The organism is Rhodococcus sp. NPDC076796, assembly GCF_040702765.1.
In the GTDB taxonomy this organism is placed as follows: Bacteria; Actinomycetota; Actinomycetes; order Mycobacteriales; family Mycobacteriaceae; genus Rhodococcoides.
In genome coordinates this window covers 179,073-199,323 of record NZ_JBFBMS010000002.1, presented here as the reverse complement: position 1 = coordinate 199,323, position 20,251 = coordinate 179,073, and the positions used below count along the sequence as shown (strand labels likewise).

At 65.2% G+C, this 20,251-nt stretch carries 20 protein-coding genes; 10 read left to right on the top strand and 10 right to left on the bottom strand.

Features of this window, described 5'->3' with window-relative positions:
• Position 1: 1 nt before the first annotated feature.
• Complete coding sequence (locus tag AB0366_RS06080) at positions 2–607, top strand: DJ-1/PfpI family protein (RefSeq protein WP_366243100.1); 606 nt, start codon at positions 2–4, stop codon at positions 605–607.
• Here AB0366_RS06080 and AB0366_RS06075 read toward each other — a convergent pair.
• Positions 587–934 carry a DoxX family protein gene (locus tag AB0366_RS06075; protein WP_366243099.1) on the bottom strand — a complete coding sequence of 116 codons (348 nt, stop codon included), beginning with the start codon at positions 932–934 and terminating at the stop codon, positions 587–589. The two genes, AB0366_RS06080 and AB0366_RS06075, sit on opposite strands and share 21 nt — an antisense overlap.
• Positions 935–1,014: 80 nt before the next feature.
• On the opposite strand from AB0366_RS06075, the gene AB0366_RS06070 reads away from it, so the two are divergent.
• Positions 1,015–1,344: a helix-turn-helix domain-containing protein gene (locus AB0366_RS06070; protein WP_121872263.1), complete on the top strand. Its 330-nt coding sequence runs from the start codon at positions 1,015–1,017 to the stop codon at positions 1,342–1,344.
• Positions 1,345–1,387: 43 nt separating this feature from the next.
• On the opposite strand, the gene AB0366_RS06065 is transcribed toward AB0366_RS06070, so the two are convergent.
• Positions 1,388–3,250, bottom strand: a complete 1,863-nt coding sequence (locus AB0366_RS06065) for a BCCT family transporter (protein ID WP_366243098.1) — start codon at positions 3,248–3,250, stop codon at positions 1,388–1,390.
• A 288-nt stretch (positions 3,251–3,538) separates the two neighbouring features.
• Between AB0366_RS06065 and AB0366_RS06060 the strand changes: the two genes are divergently transcribed.
• Entirely contained in the window at positions 3,539–4,453 is a 915-nt protein-coding gene (locus AB0366_RS06060; protein ID WP_366243097.1) for a serine/threonine-protein kinase, read from the top strand.
• 29 nt (positions 4,454–4,482) lie between these two features.
• Here the strand turns inward: AB0366_RS06060 and AB0366_RS06055 are convergent, their stop codons facing one another.
• The gene (locus tag AB0366_RS06055) at positions 4,483–5,964 is read right to left on the bottom strand and encodes an amino acid permease (RefSeq protein ID WP_366243096.1); all 1,482 of its coding nucleotides are present in this window, start codon (positions 5,962–5,964) and stop codon (positions 4,483–4,485) included.
• 407 nt (positions 5,965–6,371) lie between these two features.
• Between AB0366_RS06055 and groL the strand changes: the two genes are divergently transcribed.
• Positions 6,372–7,997: a chaperonin GroEL gene (groL, locus tag AB0366_RS06050; RefSeq protein WP_008713461.1), complete on the top strand. Its 1,626-nt coding sequence runs from the start codon at positions 6,372–6,374 to the stop codon at positions 7,995–7,997.
• A 143-nt stretch (positions 7,998–8,140) separates the two neighbouring features.
• The gene (locus AB0366_RS06045) at positions 8,141–9,043 is read left to right on the top strand and encodes an alpha/beta hydrolase (RefSeq protein WP_366243095.1); all 903 of its coding nucleotides are present in this window, start codon (positions 8,141–8,143) and stop codon (positions 9,041–9,043) included.
• Here AB0366_RS06045 and AB0366_RS06040 read toward each other — a convergent pair.
• A complete protein-coding gene (locus AB0366_RS06040) occupies positions 9,040–9,363 on the bottom strand; it encodes a putative quinol monooxygenase (RefSeq protein ID WP_121872269.1) in 324 nt (107 codons plus the stop codon). The genes AB0366_RS06045 and AB0366_RS06040 overlap by 4 nt on opposite strands.
• Before the next feature lie 91 nt (positions 9,364–9,454).
• On the opposite strand from AB0366_RS06040, the gene ligD reads away from it, so the two are divergent.
• Positions 9,455–10,408, top strand: coding sequence for a non-homologous end-joining DNA ligase (ligD, locus tag AB0366_RS06035; protein WP_366243094.1), 954 nt, complete (start codon positions 9,455–9,457; stop codon positions 10,406–10,408).
• 71 nt (positions 10,409–10,479) lie between these two features.
• Here the strand turns inward: ligD and argG are convergent, their stop codons facing one another.
• Positions 10,480–11,895: an argininosuccinate synthase gene (gene argG / locus AB0366_RS06030; protein WP_121872271.1), complete on the bottom strand. Its 1,416-nt coding sequence runs from the start codon at positions 11,893–11,895 to the stop codon at positions 10,480–10,482.
• Positions 11,896–11,934: 39 nt separating this feature from the next.
• Positions 11,935–12,639: a FadR/GntR family transcriptional regulator gene (locus tag AB0366_RS06025; protein ID WP_366243093.1), complete on the bottom strand. Its 705-nt coding sequence runs from the start codon at positions 12,637–12,639 to the stop codon at positions 11,935–11,937.
• A 99-nt stretch (positions 12,640–12,738) separates the two neighbouring features.
• On the opposite strand from AB0366_RS06025, the gene aspA reads away from it, so the two are divergent.
• From aspA to AB0366_RS06010, 3 genes are read left to right on the top strand one after another with little or no spacing between them, the layout of a single operon-like run.
• Positions 12,739–14,178 carry an aspartate ammonia-lyase gene (gene aspA / locus AB0366_RS06020; protein ID WP_121872273.1) on the top strand — a complete coding sequence of 480 codons (1,440 nt, stop codon included), beginning with the start codon at positions 12,739–12,741 and terminating at the stop codon, positions 14,176–14,178.
• A 4-nt stretch (positions 14,179–14,182) separates the two neighbouring features.
• Complete coding sequence (locus AB0366_RS06015) at positions 14,183–15,622, top strand: amino acid permease (protein WP_366243092.1); 1,440 nt, start codon at positions 14,183–14,185, stop codon at positions 15,620–15,622.
• Positions 15,615–16,499 (top strand): asparaginase, encoded by an 885-nt coding sequence (locus AB0366_RS06010; RefSeq protein ID WP_121872275.1) that lies wholly within the window; start codon positions 15,615–15,617, stop codon positions 16,497–16,499. The genes AB0366_RS06015 and AB0366_RS06010 overlap by 8 nt, the downstream gene beginning before the upstream one ends.
• Before the next feature lie 55 nt (positions 16,500–16,554).
• Here the strand turns inward: AB0366_RS06010 and AB0366_RS06005 are convergent, their stop codons facing one another.
• Positions 16,555–17,361, bottom strand: a complete 807-nt coding sequence (locus tag AB0366_RS06005) for an MOSC N-terminal beta barrel domain-containing protein (RefSeq protein ID WP_366243091.1) — start codon at positions 17,359–17,361, stop codon at positions 16,555–16,557.
• Between the two features lie 21 nt (positions 17,362–17,382).
• On the opposite strand from AB0366_RS06005, the gene AB0366_RS06000 reads away from it, so the two are divergent.
• Entirely contained in the window at positions 17,383–17,955 is a 573-nt protein-coding gene (locus tag AB0366_RS06000; protein ID WP_366243090.1) for an isochorismatase family protein, read from the top strand.
• On the opposite strand, the gene AB0366_RS05995 is transcribed toward AB0366_RS06000, so the two are convergent.
• From AB0366_RS05995 to AB0366_RS05985, 3 genes are all read right to left on the bottom strand, one after another.
• Positions 17,952–18,287, bottom strand: coding sequence for a cupin domain-containing protein (locus tag AB0366_RS05995; protein ID WP_366243089.1), 336 nt, complete (start codon positions 18,285–18,287; stop codon positions 17,952–17,954). The genes AB0366_RS06000 and AB0366_RS05995 overlap by 4 nt on opposite strands.
• Positions 18,284–19,525 (bottom strand): globin domain-containing protein, encoded by a 1,242-nt coding sequence (locus AB0366_RS05990; RefSeq protein ID WP_366243088.1) that lies wholly within the window; start codon positions 19,523–19,525, stop codon positions 18,284–18,286. The genes AB0366_RS05995 and AB0366_RS05990 overlap by 4 nt, the downstream gene beginning before the upstream one ends.
• A gap of 75 nt (positions 19,526–19,600) precedes the next feature.
• Positions 19,601–20,236: a hypothetical protein gene (locus tag AB0366_RS05985; RefSeq protein ID WP_366243087.1), complete on the bottom strand. Its 636-nt coding sequence runs from the start codon at positions 20,234–20,236 to the stop codon at positions 19,601–19,603.
• Between the last annotated feature and the right edge of the window lie 15 nt (positions 20,237–20,251).

Below are 20,251 nucleotides of genomic sequence, written 5' to 3'. Positions count from 1 at the left end.
TATGAGTAGAAGCGTTGCAATTCTGATGTTCGACGATGTCGAGGTGCTCGACGCGTGCGGTCCGTTCGAGGTGTTCTCGGTCGCCAACCGGGTGGCCGAACGTACCGGCAGCGCAGCGCCTTTCGAGGTGACGCTCGTCGGGATCGAAGACAGGGCGGTTGTTGCTCGGGGCGGAATGAGGATCGGCGTCGACACCACGATCGACGATCCGCGGGGATACGACGTCGTCGTGGTGCCGGGCGGTGTCGTCGATGCGGTCTCGGCCGACGGTCGGGTTCTGCAGTGGTTGAAGGGCCTTCGCTCCGACGCCGAGTTGGTGGCGTCGGTGTGCACGGGTGCTTTCGTGCTGGCGGCGGCGGGACTGCTCGACGAGCGTCCGGTCACCACACACTGGGAGGATCTGGAATTGCTGCGGGAGAGCTGGCCCGCGCTGGTGGTGCACGAGGGCGTTCGGTACATCGACCACGGCGATCTGGCGACGTCCGCCGGTATCAGCGCCGGCCTGGATCTGGCGTTGCATCTGGTCGCGCGGTGGTCAGGAGCGGATCACGCCCTCGCCACCGCGGGCCAGATGGATTACGACTGGTCAGGCGCTGAGCACCCGTAGAACCAGAGCGACGACGGCGAACACGGCCAGTCCGGCGGCGGGTGCGAAGTCCTTGTCCTTGGCGCGCAGGTGTGCGGCAACGGCCCCGACGAAGTAGAGGATGACGCCGACGGCGGCAGCGACGCCGATGGGCCAGACGGCCAATCCCACCAGCAGGCCGACGGCTCCGAGTAGTTCCGCGTAGGCGAGCCAGGGAATCTTGTCTGCGGGAACGCCGACCTGCTCGAGCATCGGGATGACGGAGGGGTTCTTCGTCAGTTTCCCGATGGCGGAGAACGTGAGTGCCACGGCGAGCATTACCGAGACGATGACGGTTGCGATGAACATGAGTCCTGCTTTCATTTCTGAGGCCACTAGTAATTCAGAAGCAGCGAGTCGGACTGTAGCACCCTCGGTAGGGTGGAACCATGGCAACGAATGGAGAGATCGATGATCCGCGTGCCTGCGACGGAGCGCTGACGAAAGCCTTCGGCTTCCTCGGCAAGAGGTGGAACGGAATTCTTCTTGCGACGCTGATGAACGGGCCGATGGGATTCTCGGACCTGCGCCGTGCCGTCGGTGGTATCAGTGATTCGGTGTTGTCCGAGCGACTCGGCGAACTCGCCAAAGCAGGTCTGGTGGCGCGCACCGTCGACGACGGGCCACCCATCTCCGTGGGGTACAGCCTGACGTCCTCCGGCGAGGCGCTGCTGCCGTCGTTGGAGGCTCTCACCGACTGGGCTTCGAAAAACCTCTGACCCCCGCGAGAGGCTTGCGAGGGTCAGAGTCGGTCGATAGCGATCAGCTGGGGTTGCTGTCCTTCTGCCCCTCGGCCGAGTCGGCGAACTCCTGGGTGTCGAAGACCTCGCCGCCGAGTGGGTCGACCGGAGCGTTGTCTCCGGAGTACTCGACTGCCCCGGTCTCGGGATGAACCTCGAGCTGTTCGTTGGGCACCTCGTGCACCGCAAGTACGACGCCTCCGTCGCCACGCGAGGATGTCAGTCCCTCCCGAGACGGCGACAGTCCGGAGAACGTCGAGGAGATCCCGGCCGTCGCTCGCTTTCGAGGTGCGGCAGGCGTGGACACCGTCGGTTCGTCGCCTGCGACGTCCGAAGTGGTGGTAACGCGCACGTACCGCGGTGTGGTGGCGACGTCGTAGCGGAACGCCTTGAGCATCGACACACATGCGAGCGCCAGCACAATCGAGAACGGCACCGCCGTGGCTATCGACATCGTCTGCAGTGCCGTCAGAGAACTCGTTCCACCGACGAGCAGCAGCACCGCCGCAGCCACGCCCTGCAGCACGGCCCAGTAGACCCGGGTGATCTTCGGGGTCTCCAGCTCGCCACCGGTCGAGAGAATGTCGATGACCAACGATCCCGAGTCCGAGGACGTGACGAAGAAGAACACGATGACCGCGATGGCGATGACGCTGGTGATCACCGCGATCGGGAGGCCGTCGAGCACCTGGAAGAGGCTGGTGTTGTTGTTCACCGCGCCCTCGGCGTCGAGCAGATCTCCCTCGTTGCGCTGTCGCAGGATGCCGGTGTCGCCGAAGATGGTGAACCACAGCGAGCCGACGATGGTCGGAGCGAGCAGCACACCGAACACGAATTCACGGATGGTGCGGCCGCGGGAGATACGCGCGATGAACATGCCGACGAACGGTGCCCAGCTCATCCACCAGCCCCAGTAGAAGATGGTCCAGCCGCCGGCCCAACCGTCGTCGGAGAACGGCGAGGTGCGCAATGCCAGCTCGGGCAGAGCCTGGACGTAGCCGCCGAGGTTCTGTACCCAGGACTGCATCAGGAACAGTGTCGGACCCAGGATCAGCACGAACAGCGCGAGCGAGGCCGCGAGGCCCATGTTGATGTTCGAGAGCCACTTGAGGCCCTTCGAGACGCCGGTGACGACAGAGAAGGTGGCGATCAAGGTGATGACCGCGATGAGCGCGACGATGAACCAGTTGGACCTGTCCACCCAGCCCAGGAATTCGAGGCCCGCCGAGATCTGCTGGACACCGAACCCGAGCGATGTCGCAACGCCGAACAGGGTTCCCACGATTGCGACGGTGTCGATGGCGTGGCCGATCGGACCTTCGATGCGCTTGCGGCCGAGCAGCGGCTCGAGCAGCCAGCGGACGGTCAGTGGGCGACCCTTGCGGTAGGTCATGTACGCCATGCCGAGGCCGACGACGACGTAGATGGCCCAGGCGTGCAGGCCCCAGTGGAAGAGGGTGAGCTCCATCGCCTGTCGGGCAGCGGGGTCGGTGCTACCGGGAACGCCGCCCGCCTCGGGTGGCGTCACGTAGTGCGAGAGCGGCTCGGCGACGCCGTAGAACACCAGGCCGATGCCCATGCCCGCGCTGAACAGCATGGCGAACCAAGAGAGAACGCCGAACTCGGGCTTCTCGTCGTCGCGGCCGAGGCGGATGTTGCCCACTCGACTCAGGCCGCAGTAGAGGGCGAACAGCACGAAGCCGGTCGCGGCCAGGATGTACCACCAGCCGACGCCTGCGGTGATGGCTTCGTTGAGCGTCTTGAACGAATCCGCCGCCGTGCTCGCATAGACCACGGAGAAGGCGATCATGACGAAGATGATGATCGATGCGGGGACGAAGACCGGCTTGAGCAGGCCTCCCCAGGCTTCTTTTATTGCTTTCACTTACTTGACTTCCTTACAACTCGAGTCACCGTAATCGGCTGACCGCTATCGGTTTGCCGTTCTTTTTCTCTTGTTTCGGTCAAGTACCGGCTCTCACCATAAACGACATCGGCGCTGGTGGCGAAACTCGCGAGGGCCGCCGAACTGGGAAACAGGAGCGTACGCGCCTTCTTTCGAGTCGCCCCGAACAGTCGAACGGACTACAGTTCTGCCGATGCTGCGGACGTGTCCGGTCGTGTCACCCGTCGACTTCTCCGTCGCGAGTGATCCTGTGCGGCAGGCATTTCCGTGACAGGCAGATTGCAGTCGGGTTCGGAGTTCGCCGGCTTTCGAGTTCAGCGCCGCCTCGGAGTGGGCGGCATGAGCGAGGTGTATCTGGTTCTCGGGCGCGGCCACGATCGGCCCGAGGCTCTCAAGATTCTGGATCGGGACGCGTCGCGATCGCCGAGGTTGCGCAACAAGTTTCGGATGGAAGCGGCCGTCGCCGCACAACTGGTGCACCCGAACATCGTGTCGGTGCACGAGCACGGTGAGTTCGAGCACCAGCTGTGGATGTCGATGCACTACGTGGACGGCTACAGCGCCGCGCGGCTGGTCGCCCGCGGGCAGATCGCACTCGACGTGTCCCGGGTGGCGCGCATCGTCGCCGAGGCGGCCAAGGGGCTCGACTACGCCCACTCGCAGGGCGTCGTGCATCGGGACGTCAAGCCGGCGAACATTCTCATCTCTACCGAGCGAATCGACGGGTACGAGCAGGTGTTGTTGTCCGACTGGGGAATTGCACGCCTACTGGGGGATTCGACTCCGCTCGCTGCGGGTGGGACGGTGCTGGCATCCATCCCGTACGCGGCACCGGAACTGCTTCGCGGGGGCGTGCTGAGTGCGCAGACGGACGTTTACGGTCTGGGGGCGACGCTCGTCGAACTGGCGACCGGCCGAACTCCGTATCCGCTGGCCACGCCGTTGGCCATCACCGCCGCACATCTCACGGCCGAGCCGCCGTCGGTGACGCGTCGTCGACGCTCGTTGCCGCGGGGGCTCGACGCGGTGGTCGCGAGGGCGTTGGCGAAGGATCCGTCGGATCGCTTCCGAACCTGCGTCGAGCTCAGCGACGCGGTGGCGGCAGCAGTGAAAGCCGGAGTTCCGGAACCGCCGCCGCGACGGTCACCGTTCACGCGATCTCGATGGCTCAAGTTCTCGTGACCGGGTGACGGGACCGCCACGCGTATCGGCTACTCCTCCTGGTCGGTCGGACGGTTCGCGACTACCGGGTACTGGCCGGTGTAGCCGAGGCGTTCCTCGGCGACGGCGAGCACCTTGGTGCGCACCAGGAACCAGCCACCGATCAGTGCCGGGATGATGACCACCAGGGTGGCGATGGTCCAGCTGCCGATCGGGGCGTCGAAGGCCATCAGTACCAGCACGCCGAACAGGAACACCAGGGTGGCGTAGCTGGTGTACGGCGCACCGAACAGCCGGAACTTGGGCCGCTCGAGGATGCCCTTCTTGGACCAGCGGAACAGCTGGATCTGGCACAGCACGATGGTGGCCCAGCTGGCGATGATGCCGAGCGCGGACATGTTCAGCACGATCTCGAAGGCCTCGCCGGGGGCGATGGCATTGAGGGCGACACCGAACAGCGTGATGAAGCAGGTGAGCAGGATGCCGCCGAACGGGACGCCGCCCTTGGTCATCTTCTTGGTGAACTCCGGGGCGCTGCCGTTCATCGCCATCGAGCGCAGAATGCGGCCCGTCGAGTACAGCCCGGCGTTCAGGCTCGACAGCGCTGCGGTGAGCACCACGATGTTCATGATGGTGCCCGCACCACCCAGGCCGATGCTCGAGAAGAACGTCACGAACGGCGACGTCCCGGCCTGGTACGCGGTGTACGGCATCAGCACGGCCAGCAACACCAGCGAGCCGACGTAGAACAGTGCGATACGCGCGATGACCGAGTTGATCGCGCGCGGCATGATCTTCTCCGGGTTCTCGGTCTCGCCCGCGGCGGTGCCCACCAGTTCCACTGCGGCATAAGCGAACACGACGCCCGAGATCACGATCACCAGTGGCCATGCCCCGGACGGGAAGAGTCCGCCGTTGTCGGTGATCAGGCTGATGCCCGGCACCTCCGTGCCCACCGGAATGCGGCCGGCGAGGAACACGATGCCCACGATCAGGAAGGTCACCAGCGCGACGACCTTGATCATCGCCGCCCAGAACTCCATCTCACCGAACCAGCGGACCGAGACGAGGTTGATGGACATGACGATGACGAGGGCGATCAATGCGATGACCCACTGCGGGATCACCTCGAAGCTGCCCCAGTAGTGCATGTACGTCGCGATGGCCGTGACGTCGACGATGGCCGTCATCGCCCAGTTGAGGAAGTACATCCAGCCCGCGACGAACGCTGCCTTCTCGCCGAAGAACTCGCGCGCGTAGGAGACGAAGCTGCCCGACGACGGACGATGCAGGACCAACTCGCCGAGGGCGCGCAGGATGAAGAACACGAAGATGCCGCACAGGGCGTAGGCGAGGAACAGGCTGGGCCCGGCACTGGCGAGGCGTCCACCCGCGCCGAGGAACAGACCGGTGCCGATTGCGCCGCCGATCGCGATCATCTGCAACTGACGAGGCTTGAGGCCCTTGTGGTAGCCCTCCTCCTCGTGGTCCAACGCCGAATTGTCGTACGAAGTATCGACCGTATCGGACATGTTTCGATCCTTACTGTCGCTTTTGTAGGGGATTGTCCGAATTGAAATGACCTGAAAGTTACTGTCTCAGAACGATATTAGCGCTCGACGTTCGTTCGGAAGATGCCGAATGTTAACAATGGCTCCGTATGTGAAGAGTGCGTGAAGAACCCTCGCGAAGGTGATCATCTGCTCGCGACTTTCGCCGCGCGGTGGCGTCGGGCATGGGGGTGTCGGTGGTTCGCCCGCGGCGGACGACCTTGCACTCGCCATGGTCGAGTGCTAGAAATGCAGTTGGCACTCTCGACACGTGAGTGCCAGGTCGGGACACGGTGAGGCCGGGGAATCAACGACACCCCTGGTCGTCCGTCGCGGGCACCGAGCTCGGCCAGCAATGTGTCACCCCCAATCCGGAGGATCACTTCGCAATGGCCAAGATCATCGCGTTCGACGAAGAGGCACGCCGTGGCCTCGAGCGAGGCCTCAATGCCCTCGCCGACGCAGTAAAGGTGACGTTGGGCCCCAAGGGTCGCAACGTCGTACTCGAGAAGAAGTGGGGAGCTCCCACGATCACCAACGATGGTGTTTCCATCGCCAAGGAGATCGAGCTCGAAGATCCCTACGAGAAGATCGGTGCCGAGCTCGTCAAGGAGGTCGCCAAGAAGACCGACGACGTCGCAGGCGACGGCACCACCACCGCTACCGTTCTCGCTCAGGCACTCGTCCGTGAAGGCCTGCGCAACGTCGCAGCCGGCGCGAACCCGCTCGGCCTCAAGCGCGGCATCGAGAAGGCTGTTGCAGCCGTCACCGAGTCGCTGCTCGCGTCCGCCAAGGAGATCGACACCAAGGAGCAGATCGCTGCTACCGCCGGCATCTCCGCAGGCGACCCGTCCATCGGCGAGCTCATCGCCGAGGCAATGGACAAGGTCGGCAAGGAAGGCGTCATCACGGTCGAGGAGTCCAACACCTTCGGCCTGCAGCTCGAGCTCACCGAGGGCATGCGCTTCGACAAGGGCTACATCTCGGCGTACTTCGCCACCGATGCAGAGCGCCAGGAAGCCGTCCTCGAAGACGCGTACATCCTGCTCGTCAGCTCCAAGATCAGCACCGTCAAGGACCTGCTGCCGCTGCTGGAGAAGGTCATCCAGTCCGGCAAGCCGCTCGTCATCATCGCCGAGGACGTCGAGGGCGAAGCTCTCTCCACCCTCGTGGTGAACAAGATCCGTGGCACCTTCAAGTCCGTCGCCGTCAAGGCTCCCGGATTCGGTGACCGTCGCAAGGCGCAGCTCGCCGACATCGCCATCCTCACGGGCGGCGAGGTCATCAGCGAAGAGGTCGGCCTCTCCCTGGAGACCGCCGGACTCGAGCTGCTCGGTCAGGCACGCAAGGTCGTCATCACCAAGGACGAGACCACCATCGTCGAGGGCTCGGGAGATTCCGACGCCATCGCCGGTCGCGTCAACCAGATCCGCGCCGAGATCGAGAACTCCGATTCCGACTACGACCGCGAGAAGCTGCAGGAGCGCCTGGCCAAGCTGGCCGGTGGCGTTGCAGTCATCAAGGCCGGAGCGGCAACCGAGGTCGAGCTCAAGGAGCGCAAGCACCGCATCGAAGATGCCGTGCGTAACGCCAAGGCAGCCGTCGAAGAAGGCATCGTCGCCGGTGGCGGCGTGGCACTGCTCCAGGCAGCGCCCGCACTCGACAACCTCAAGCTCGACGGTGACGAGGCAACCGGCGTGAACATCGTTCGCGTCGCGCTGTCCGCTCCGCTCAAGCAGATCGCATTCAACGCAGGCCTCGAGCCCGGCGTCGTTGCGGACAAGGTCTCCAACCTGCCCGCCGGTCACGGCCTCAACGCCGCGACCAACGAGTACGAGGACCTGCTCGCTGCAGGCATCAACGACCCGGTCAAGGTCACCCGCTCGGCACTGCAGAACGCAGCGTCCATCGCGGCTCTGTTCCTCACCACCGAGGCCGTCGTCGCCGACAAGCCCGAGAAGGCCGGAGCGCCCGCTGGCGATCCGACCGGTGGCATGGGCGGCATGGACTTCTAGAGTCCGCTCTTGCACCGAAGAAGCCCGACTCCCTTTCGAGGGGGTCGGGCTTTTTCGTGCTGCTGTGCCCCGAATCGGGTGCAATGGGCCGCGCTCAGCGCGGTCAGCTGCACCCGATTCGCAGTCGTGGAAGCATGGACTTCATGATGATTCGCGCAGGTGTGTTGGACGTAGCGTTCGACCGCCACGGTGATCCGTCCGGTCGTTCGGTGGTGCTGCTGCACGGGTTTCCGTACGACCCGCGCAGCTACGACGACGTCGCCAGGCTGCTCGCCGAATCCGGCTACGACGTGGTGGTGCCGTACCTGCGCGGTTTCGGACCCACCCGGTTCGTCGACACCGACACGATGCGCTCCGGTGAGCAGGCCGCGATCGGCCACGATCTTCGCGAGCTGATCATCGCGCTGGAACTGAACGAGCCCATCGTCGCCGGCTACGACTGGGGTGGGCGAGCGGCGTGCGTCGTCGCCGCGATGTGGCCGGAGTTGATATCCGGACTGGTGAGCGTGTCCGGATACCTGATCCAGGACATCGCCGCGGCAGTGTCCACACCAGTGCTACCGCACCTCGAGAAGCGGTACTGGTATCAGTACTACCTGCATTCCGAGCGAGGCCGGGCCGGGCTCGCGGCCCACCGCGCGGAGATCGCACAAACACTGTGGACGGATTGGTCGCCGACCTGGCGGTTCGGCGACTCCGAATTCGCGGCTACGGCACCCTCGTTCGACAACCCCGACTTCGTGGACGTGTCCGTGCATTCCTACCGGCACCGCTACGGCATCGAGCCGGGGGATGCTGCCTACGCAGTGACGCAGGAGTTGCTGGCCGAGCAACCGAGGATCACGGTGCCCACGGTCGTGATCGATCCGACCGAGGACACCGTCGCCTCGTTGTACGGCCGCCCGGACCACGCGGCGCACTTCACCGATCTGATCGACGTTCGCCAGATCGACTGCGGCCACAACCCGCCGCAGGAGTTGCCCGGCCAGTTCGCCGACGCCGTCGTGACGCTGGGCGAGGCGGTCCGGGATCGAGACTCGAACTAGTCGACCGCGAGCTCGCCCAGTTCGTTCCAGTCGGTGCCGTCGACCTCTTGGCTGATGATCTTCGGCGTCTCCTGCAGGTACGGCGGGAGATCCTTCTGGGCCTGCTTGAAGTGATCCGAGTTCACATGAGCCGCACCGGCATCGGGGTCCTTGAACGCTTCCACCAGGACGTACTCGGTGGGATCGTCGAGCGTGCGCGACCAGAAGTACCAGAGACACCCTTCCTCGGCCTGGCAGGCCTGCGTGAAGTCGCGTGAGATCTCGGGCCAGTTGTCCGCGTGCTCGGGCTTGACCTTGAACTTGGCGGTGATGAAGATCAACGTTGCTCCTTGTTGTCGATGGCCTTGTTGCTGTACCCGGATTGAGTGGAGAGCATGCCTGCCGTCGGGGGAATCGCCTACTCTCGATCTCATGGCCAGTAGCTCACCGTCGATCGAGATACCGGTGGGCGAGCGCAGCGTCCGCATCTCCAACCCAGATCGGGTGTATTTCCCCGAGAGTGGTGCCACCAAGCTGGATTTGGTGAACTATTACCTGAGCGTGGGCGACGGCATCGTGCGGGCGCTGCGGGAACGACCGTGCATGATGCACCGCTTCCCGAAGGGCCTCGCCGGCGACAAGGTGCATCAGAAACGCGTGCCCAACGGAGCGCCACCGTGGCTCGAAACGGTGCAGGTGACGTTTCCCCGCTACAACCGCACCGCGGACGAATTGTGCGTGACGGAGCTGGCGCACGTGGCCTGGGCGGTCCAGATGTCGACCGTCGAATTCCATCCGTGGAACAGCCGTCGCGCCGACGTCGAGATGCCCGACGAGTGGCGCATCGACCTCGACCCGATGCCCGACTGTTCCTTCGACCGAGTACGACGCGTGGCCGGGGTGGTCCAGGAAGTGTTGGACGACCTCGGTGCCGTCGGCTGGCCCAAGACCTCCGGCGGACACGGGCTGCACATCTACGTACGCATCGACCCGGCCCACGGATTCAAGGACTTGCGAAGGGCTGCACTGGCTTTCGCGCGCGAGGTCGAGCGACGAGCCCCGGACGACGTGACGACGACGTGGTGGCGCAAGGACCGCGACCCGTCGAAACTGTTCGTCGACTACAACCAGAACGCCCGAGACCACACGATCGCCAGCGCGTATTCGGTGCGCGGAAATCAACAGGCGACGGTGTCGACGCCGATCTCGTGGGACGAGGTGGCCGACGTCGACCCTCGTGAGTTCACGATGTTCACGGTGCCGGCCAGGTTCGCCGAGTTGGGCGATCTCCACTCGGGCATCGACGAGGCGGTGTTCGCGATCGACGAGCTACTCGAATGGGCAGAGCGGGACGAGCACGAGGGTTTGACGGAGCCCGAGGAATAGCCGCCGAACTCGCAGTTATGTAGAGAAATCAGCGGAAATCCGTACATAACTGCGAGTTGGGCGGCAACAGATCAGTCAGTACCGGACTCGATGGCGGCGTGGTCGAGTGCCGAGGAGTCCACGGAACCGTCGGGACCGCTGGCGGCGATGGCGTCGGCTCCGCCTGCGGGGAGTTCGCCGATCAGTTCGCCCCAGGCCGTGAGTTGATTCTGGGCGGCGTACTGCTCGAGCTTGCTGCGCGAATCTGCGATGTCGAGGTTGCGCATCGTGAGCTGACCGATGCGGTCGCCGGGGAAGAACGCCTGGCCCTGGCTGCGTTCCATGGACAGCTTCTCGGGGTGGTAGCTGAAGTTGCTGCCCTGGGTGTCGACGATCGTGAAGTCCTGGCCGCGGCGCAGTCGCAGCGTCACGCTGCCGCTGACGACGTTGCCGACCCAGCGCTGCAGGCCCTCGCGCAGCATCAGCGCCTGAGGATCGAACCAGCGTCCCTCGTACAGCAGGCGGCCGAGTCGACGGCCCTCGTTGTGGTACGAGGCGACGGTGTCCTCGTTGTGGATGGCGTTGACGAGGCGCTCGTAGGTGATGTGCAGCAGCGCCATGCCGGGAGCCTCGTAAATGCCGCGGCTCTTGGCTTCGATGATGCGGTTCTCGATCTGATCGCTCATGCCGAGGCCGTGGCGTCCACCGATGGCGTTGGCTTCCATGACGAGGTCGACGGCGCTGTCGAAGCTCTTGCCGTTGATGCGGACGGGGCGGCCGCGCTCGAACTCGACGGTGACTTCCTCGGGCGCGATCTCCACCTCGGGGTCCCAGAACCGCACGCCCATGATGGGGCTGACGATCTCGAGCGAGGTGTCGAGGTATTCGAGCTTCTTCGCCTCGTGGGTGGCACCCCAGATGTTGGCGTCGGTGGAGTAGGCCTTCTCGGCCGAGTCACGGTAGGGGAGGGTGCGCTGGGTGAGCCACTGCGACATCTCGTGCCGACCGCCCAGCTCGGCGACGAACGCCTCGTCGAGCCAGGGCTTGTAGATCCGCAGCTGCGGGTTGGCGAGCAGGCCGTAGCGGTAGAACCGCTCGATGTCGTTGCCCTTGTACGTCGATCCGTCGCCCCAGATCGAGACTCCGTCTTCGGCCATCGCGCGCACCAGCATGGTGCCGGTGACCGCGCGGCCGAGCGGGGTGGTGTTGAAGTACGTCTGCAGCGACGAGCGGATGTGGAACGCGCCGCAGGTCAGCGCCGCCAGGCCCTCCTCGACGAGCGGTTCACGGCAGTCGATGAGCCGCGCCTGCTCGGCCCCGTAGGCCAGACCGCGCTCGGGCACATCGGACAGATCCGGCTCGTCGTACTGGCCGATGTCGGCGGTGTAGGCATACGGGATCGCGCCGTGTTCGCGCATCCAGGCGACAGCCACCGAGGTGTCGAGACCACCGGAGAATGCGATGCCGATTCGTTCGCCGACCGGGAGAGAGTTCAGTACCTTCGTCACGGCCCGCAGCTTAGTCGTAGGGCAACCTGGGCCGAACGACTAGCTGGGTCGATCGGCGAGCGACTCCACGGCATTGCGCACCGCATCGAGGTGCGCGGTCATGGCGCGTGCTGCCGCGTCGTACTCGCCGGATCGGATGCCGTCGACGATCGCGTCGTGCTCGACGTTGGATTGCTCCTGCCGGTGCGCAACGAGGTTGAGGGTTTCCGATTGCCGCGTCAACGCGTCGCGTATGTCGACGATGATCGACTCGAACACGCGGTTCTTGCTCGCCCGCGCGATCGCGGTGTGGAATTGCGCGTCCAGCAGTACCCAAGCCTCGTGGTCGTCCTCCGAACGCATCTCGTCGGCCAGGCCGGCGAGCACCGTCAACTCCTCGTCGGTGCGACGCTCCGCGGCCCAGCCGGCTGCGGGAATCTCCACGTGAGGGCGGGCCTCCATCAGTTCGCGGGCCGCGTAGTTGCCGATGTCGAGGTCGTTTCCGACGCGGTCACGAATGACGAAAGTGCCGAGGCCCGTTTTGGTTTCGGTCAGGCCGAGGGCGTGGCAGGAGCGCAGCGCCTCGCGAATGACCGAGCGGCTGACGCTGTGCCTGGTGGCGAGCGCGGCCTCGGACGGCAACTTCTGCCCTACGGGTAGATCGCCCGACGCGATCGCTGCGCGGAGGTCCGCGAACACCGCCTCGGCTGCGCTCATTCGGGCATTCGTGGGCGCACTGACTGCCCAGCTGTCCGACAAGTTCATGACGTGATCCTAGCGTGGGGTTGACCGGCGAGGTGTTCTCCGCCACACTCTACCTGTCAGACAGCCGGACAGCTGGACACCCTCACCTAGGAGCGCACCGTGGCCGATACCCGCATCGAGAAGGATCTTCTCGGGGAACGTGAAATCCCGTCGAGCGTGTACTGGGGAATCCATACCCTGCGCGCTCTCGAGAACTTCCCCATCACCGGGCGTCCGATCTCCACCAATGCGCACCTCGTTCGCGGACTCGCGGCGGTGAAGTGGGCAGCTGCGTCGGCCAATCAGGATCTCGGAATTCTCGACGCCACCCGCGGGGAAGCGATCCGCACGGCGTGCCAGGAAATTCTCGACGGCCAGTGGCACGAGGAGTTCGTCGTCGACGTCATCCAGGGCGGTGCCGGCACCTCGACCAACATGAACGCCAACGAGGTCATCGCGAATCGCGCGCTGGAAATCCTCGGCCACCCGCACGGCGACTACAGCATGCTGCACCCCAACGAGCACGTGAATGCGTCGCAGTCCACCAACGACGTGTACCCGACGTCGGTGAACATCGCGACGATCTTCGCCGTCCACGAGTTGATCGCCTCGATGAAGGTGTTGCGAGATTCGTTCGGCCGCAAAGCAAGCGAGTTCGCCACCGTGGTCAAGATGGGCCGCACGCAGCTGCAGGACGCAGTGCCGATGACCCTCGGTCAGGAGTTCGGTACCTACGCGATCATGATCGACGAGGACTGCTCGCGGCTCGAAGAAGCAGCGCTGCTGGTGCACGAGATCAACCTCGGAGCCACCGCCATCGGTACCGGGCTCAACGCCCCCGCCGGCTACACCGAATCGGCCGTCGCGCACCTGCGGACCATCACCGGTCTGCCGCTGGTGACTGCGACGGACCTGATCGAGGCAACGCAGGACGTGGGCCAGTTCGTGCACCTGTCCGGTGTACTCAAGCGTGTCGCGGTGAAACTGTCGAAGATCTGCAACGACCTCCGGCTGCTGTCTTCCGGGCCGCGGGCGGGCTTCAACGAGATCAATCTGCCTCCGATGCAGGCCGGTTCGTCGATCATGCCCGGCAAGGTCAACCCCGTCATCCCCGAGGTGCTCAACCAGGTCGCCTACGAGGTGATCGGCCACGACGTCACGATCACGATGGCAGCCGAGGCAGGGCAGTTGCAGCTCAACGCATTCGAGCCGATCATCGTCAAATCCCTGTCCGACGGCATGGCGCATCTGAGTGCCGCGTGCCGTACCGTCGCACATCGGTGTGTCGACGGCATCACCGCAAACGTGGACCTGCTGCGCGAGCGCGTCGAGAACTCCATCGGCCTGATCACCGCGCTGAGCCCGTATCTCGGATACGTGGAATCCACTGCGATTGCACAGGAAGCGTTGGTCAGTGGCCGCAATGTCGTCGACCTCGTCCTCGAGAAGGGGCTGCTGGCCCGGGACGAGTTGGATCGACTCCTGAGCCCCGAGCATCTCGCGAACCTGCGGGTGGCCCCCGTCGAGCATGCAGATGCCCCCGAAACGTCGACGAGGTAATGCGATGACCACAGAGAATCGGAGTGTCGATACCCGCAAGGCCTTCACCGAGGAAGACCCCGGCTATCGAAAAGAGTTGGCTCCACGCCAGATCCAGATGATCGCGATCGGCGGCGCGATCGGCACCGGGCTGTTCATGGGTGCGGGCGGGCGACTGCGTGACGCCGGGCCTGCCCTCGTGCTGGTGTACGCACTGTGCGGATTCTTCGCCTTCCTGATCCTGCGCGCATTGGGCGAACTGGTGATGCACCGGCCGACGTCCGGATCGTTCGTCTCGTACTCGCGCGAATTCTTCGGGGAGAAGGTCGCTTTCGCGGCCGGTTGGCTGTACTGGATGAACTGGGCGATGACGGCGGTGGTCGACGTGACGGCCGTGGCGTTGTACATGAACTTCTTCAAGAAGTACTGGGCCCCGCTCGGCGACATCGACCAGTGGGTGTTCGCACTCGCGGGCCTGCTGCTCGTCCTCGGTCTGAACCTGGTGTCGGTGAGGGTGTTCGGTGAGTTGGAGTTCTGGTTCGCGCTCATCAAAGTTGTGGCCCTGGTGACGTTTCTGTTGATCGGTACCTACTTCGTCATCTTCGGAACGCCCATCGACGGCCAGGAGCCGGGGCTGAGCGTGCTGACCGACAACGGCGGACTGATCCCCAACGGGCTGTTGCCAGCGATCGTGGTGATCCAGGGTGTGGTGTTCGCCTACGCCTCGATCGAGCTGGTCGGTACCGCGGCCGGGGAGACGCAGAATCCCGAGAAGGTGATACCGAAGGCGATCAATACCGTCATCATCCGTATCGTCGTGTTCTACGTCGGCTCGGTGCTGCTGCTCTCGTTGCTGTTGCCGTACAGCAGTTATCAGGCGGGCGAGAGTCCGTTCGTGACGTTCTTCGGAGCCATCGACGTCGAGGGCGCTGACGCAATCATGAATCTGGTCGTCCTCACCGCGGCGCTGTCCTCGCTCAACGCCGGTCTGTACTCCACCGGGCGCATCCTGCACTCGATGGCGATCGCCGGCTCGGCACCCGCATTCGCTGCGCGGATGAACAAGTCGGGTGTGCCCTACGGCGGCATCGCACTGACGTCGGTGGTGACGTTGCTCGGCGTCGTGCTCAACGCAGTGGTCCCGGCGCAGGCCTTCGAGATCGTGCTCAACCTCGCCGCGCTCGGCATCATCAGCGCCTGGGCCGTCATCGTGGCGTGTCAGCTCAAGTTCTGGTCGCTGTCCAAGACCGGCGCGGTCACCCGACCTGCGTTCAAGCTCTTCGGTGCCCCGTACACCGGGTACGCAACGCTAGGCTTCCTGGCGTGTGTACTCGTGCTGATGGCCTTCGACAAACCGGTCGGTACCTGGACGGTGGCGTCGATCCTGCTCATCGCGCCGATGCTGATCGGTGGTTGGTTCGTGTGCCGCAAGCGAATTCGAGAGGTGGCGGCGCGCAGTGACTGACCATGTCGCATTGCTGACGACCGGCGGCACGATTGCCAGTAGTCGCGACGAGTACGGGGTGTCTCGTCCGGTGGCCGGTCTCGGGATCGATGTCGACGGTGTTCGGGTGCGCGGGGTGATGTCGAAGGACAGCTCGGCGTTGGACTTGGTGGATCTCGACACCATCCGTACGGCGGTGGTCGACGCGCTCGCCGAGGACGGCTGCGTCGGAGTGGTGGTGCTGCACGGGACGGACACGATGGAGGAGTCGGCGTTGTACGTCGATCTGTTCCATGCCGACGATCGCCCGGTTGTCTTCACCGGTGCGCAGCGCACGGCCGATCATCCCGATCCGGACGGCCCCGGCAACATCGCCGCGGCGGTGGCGGCGGCGCAGTCCGAGCGCGGTGTGTTGATCGCCTTCGGCGGGCGGTTGCTGCCGGCGCGTGGTGCGATCAAGAAGCACACCTCCGAGCTCGACGCGTTCCGGTCAGCTGCGTTGCCGCGACCGAAACCGTTGCCGTGGAAGCCCATTGCCGGGATCCGCGTGGACATCGTCGCCCTGTATCCCGGTGCAGACGGTGTGCAGATCGAAGCGTGCCGCGAGGCTGGGGCGTCGGGCATCGTGCTCGAGGCGATGGGCTCGGGCAACACGAACGCCCGCGTTGTGCATGCGGTGAAAGAAGCTGTGGCTGCCGGGGTACACGTGGTGGTCACGACGCGGGTGCCGTTCGGTGAGACCTCGCCGACGTACGGCGGCGGCGGGGGTGGACACGATCTGGTCGATGCGGGTGCGGTGTTCTCCCGCGAACTGCGGGCGGGGCAGGCGCGAATTCAGTTGGCGGCGCTGGTTGCAGCGGAAGCAGGTGCGATGGTTGTCCACGATTTCTTCTCGTAGGCGGAAAAACCGTCTGCGAAAGCAAATAGTGGACAAAAATCGCACCACCCGCGAGTTACAACTCCGACTCGCCCCAACTCTCGACGCGTAGTTCATCGCCGACGGTCACCGTGCCGTCCTGCAGCACAGAGAATTTCGACCCGAAGGCGACGCCCTTCTGCCGACCGCGGCGGTAGTCGCCGAGTGTGCGCAGCGGTTCGGGGCCGGTGCGCACGCCGGTGGTCTGCTCCACGGTGGTGACGGCGCAGCGGATGGCGAGTTTGGTGTACGCCAATCGCGCCCCGCCGATGGTCACCTCCCGCAGCTCGTCTTCCCGGTGTGGATCGTCCCAGCCGTCGACGACGATGTTGGGCCTAAAGCGATCCATCGGCAGCGGTACGTCGAGGCGAGAATTGAGACCGGCCAAGGTGGCGGTCGAGAGGATGTGCACCGCCGAGCTGTCGGCGAATTGCGCTGATCCGGGCGAGATTCCGTCGGTGACGCGGCCGAGGTTGCGTGGCGCGGCCACCAGACGTGACGGCTCCTCGATCACCTCGGTGAGCCAGCCGGCGACCTCGTCGCCCTGATCGATTCCGCGCATCGGGCTGCGGAACATCGTGATGTCGCGCGCCTCGGAGTCCCGGTCCACCGGCACGGTCACCGAACCGGTCGACGCGTGTGTGAGGGTCAACGCCTCGTCCGTCACCGAGCATCGGACGACGGCGAGAACGGGGTCGCTACGTTGACTGCGGAATGCGCCGTCGGAGTCGACGATCATGAATGCCCGGTCGTGTTCGAGGCCGGTAGCGCTCACGTGAGCCGAATGCAGCGTCGAGCCTGCACATCCCTTGACGGGGTAGGTCACCAGAGACGACACGCGCACCCGTCGAGGATACTGGGATCCATGACTCGTGCTCTGTTGGTAGTGGATGTGCAGAACGATTTCACCGAGGGCGGCGCGCTGGCGGTGACCGGCGGCGCGGAAGTCGCGCGCAAGATCAGTGAGTATCTCGCGCGCCACGGGGACGAGTACGACCTGGTGGTGTCCTCGCGCGATTGGCACGACGCGGAGGGCGACAACGGCGGACACTTCGCCACCGACGCCGCCCCGGATTTCGTCACCACCTGGCCGGTGCATTGCGTCGCCGGCACGGTCGGCGCCGAGTATCACCCCGATTACGCCACCGGTTCCGTGGACGTGCACGTCTACAAGGGGCAGGGCAAGCCGTCGTACTCGGCGTTCGAGGGTGTCACCGAGGACGGGACACCGCTGACCGAGATACTCACCGCCAACGAGGTCACCGACATCGACGTCGTCGGACTTGCGACCGACTACTGCGTCCTGGCCTCGGCGAAAGACGCTGTGGCCGAGAAGCTCGAGGTTCGTGTTCTCACCGACCTCGTTGCGGGAGTAGCACCGGAGTCATCGGCCGCGGCCCTCGACGATCTGCGGGCATCCGGCGCTTCGGTGGTCTAGGCCGAGGTGACCACCGTCGTCAGCAGAACAGCCGCATCGGTGGTGGCCCGCAGCGAGTGCGGTGCATCGGGAACCACCAACAGATCGCCGGTCATCCCGCTCCAGACGTCGTCGCCGCTGAGCAATTCGACCCGACCGGACAGGACGTGCACTGTGGCCTCGCCTGGATTGCTGTGCTCGGACAGTTCGGCACCGGCCGCGAGTGCGATGAGGGTCTGCCGGAGAGCATGCTCGTGGCCTCCGTACACCGCCGACGCCGCCCGACGCGACGACGCCGAGGTGGCCTTGACCATCAGCTCGCGCGTAAGGGCGTCGAGCGAGACCTTCTTCACCCGGCCACCGTGACGGGAGACCACAGGTCCGGACCGAACACCTCGTAGGAGATGCGTTCCGAAGGCACACCACGCTGGAGGGCCGCGAGGCGGACGGCGCGCAGGAACGGCAACGGTCCGCAGCTGAGCACGTGGGTATCCGGGGTGAAGGCGAGCCGATCGAAATCCATCAATCCGGTGAACGACGTCGAATCGTCCGCTTGGACGGTCTCGTACCAGGCGTGATCGACGACGTAGTCGAGTGCTTCGGCCGCAGTGGCGATCGCCTCTCGTAATGCGTGGTCGGCGCGGCTACGGTCCGCGTGGGCCAGTATCAGCTTTCGGGCGGGCTGAGTTCGGGCGAGGTGCTCGACGAGCGGCAGCACGGTGGTGATTCCGGCACCGGCGGTGGCGATCAACAGCGGCCCGTCGCCGATGGGCACTCCGAAATCACCTGCGGGACTGCTCACTTCGAGAATGTCGCCGACGGCAACAGCCTCCTGAAGGTGCGTCGAGACCTGCCCGGGCGGACCGTTGCGTACCTGCGCCACCGTGATCTGAAGGCGGGTGTCGGAGGCGATGGACGAGACGCTGTACTGACGCGGCTGCCGAGTGCCGTCGGCGAGGTCGGCGAACACCGTGACGTACTGGCCGGCCTCGAGTGCGGGAAGGGGAGCGCCGTCCGCGGGTTCGAGGACGAGCGAGACCGTGCCGGGGCTTTCCTGCGTGCGCCGCATGACGCGGTACGGGCGCAGCGGATTGTGGGGGTCGATGTCTGCCGCTGCGTAGAGTCGGGCTTCGGTGGCGATGAGCTGCGTGGCGAACAGCCAGTAGACCTCGTCCCACGCGGCGGCGACGGCGGGAGTAACGGCGGCACCGAGGATGTCGGCCACGGCACCGAGCAGGTGTCGGCCGACGAGGGTGTACTGCTCCGGGGTGATGCCGAGCGTGATGTGCTTGCCGGCGATGCGGCGCAACACCGGCTCGAACGACGGTGCGTCCGGGTCGATCAGCTGAACGGCGTAGCCGACCACCGATGCGGCCAATGCCCGACTCTGCTCGCCGGTTTCCTGATTCGCGCGATTGAACAGACGCCACAGCTCGGGGCGTTCACCGAGCATCGACTCGTAGAAGCGGGCACTGATCGTTTCGGAGTGTTCTGCCACCACACCGGCAGTGGCGCGGACGACGGCCTCGGCGGCGGGAGACAGAACGGGATGGGCGGCGGGCACGGGACGTGCGGGAGCGGTCAGGGTCACGCCGCAATCCTGTCCGCTGTGGGGCCGCGAAAGCAGCCCTTTACGTCCCCACCTCGGGGGACTTTCGTCCTTCGGTCAGCTGTCGATCGTCGTGGTGATGGATGTGACCGACGGTGCCGCCGGGGTGCTGCCGAAGCCGAACGTCACCGGGGGAGTGACGGGGGTGAGCGATCCGAGGTCCTCGCCCTGCCAGGACGCCGAGACATCGGTGACGCGATGTTGGTGGCGGGCACCGTAGTACTCGCGTCGGTCGTTGCCCGCGCTGCCGCGGGTGCGCACTCCGCGCAGCACCACGCGGGCGATGGGGTCGCTGATGCTGCAGAACCACGGCGCGGTGGAGATCGAGTCGGGAACGATCGACAGCAATCGCCCCAGGGCGGTGGGCCCGGCGACTCGGATCCTGACGGAGAGGTCGCCTGCCTGCACCGATCGCCAACCGGCGGGAGTGGAGCCTGCGGAACGACCCATGTGATCGGGTTCCGCCGTGAAGGTAACCGGGACCAGTTCGGTGTCGTCGAACGTGTATGTGGCGGTGACGAATTCGCGTACGTCCTCGTCGGGGGCGATCAGCAGACGTCTCCCGTCGGCGAACTGGATCATGACGTCGGTGAATTCGCCGAGCGGCGATCGCGTCCAGTGGCCGACGACGATCCGCACACCGGACGTCGTACCTACCCCGTAGATCTCACCGTGAAACCGTGATCTGGTCATCACACCGACTGTAGC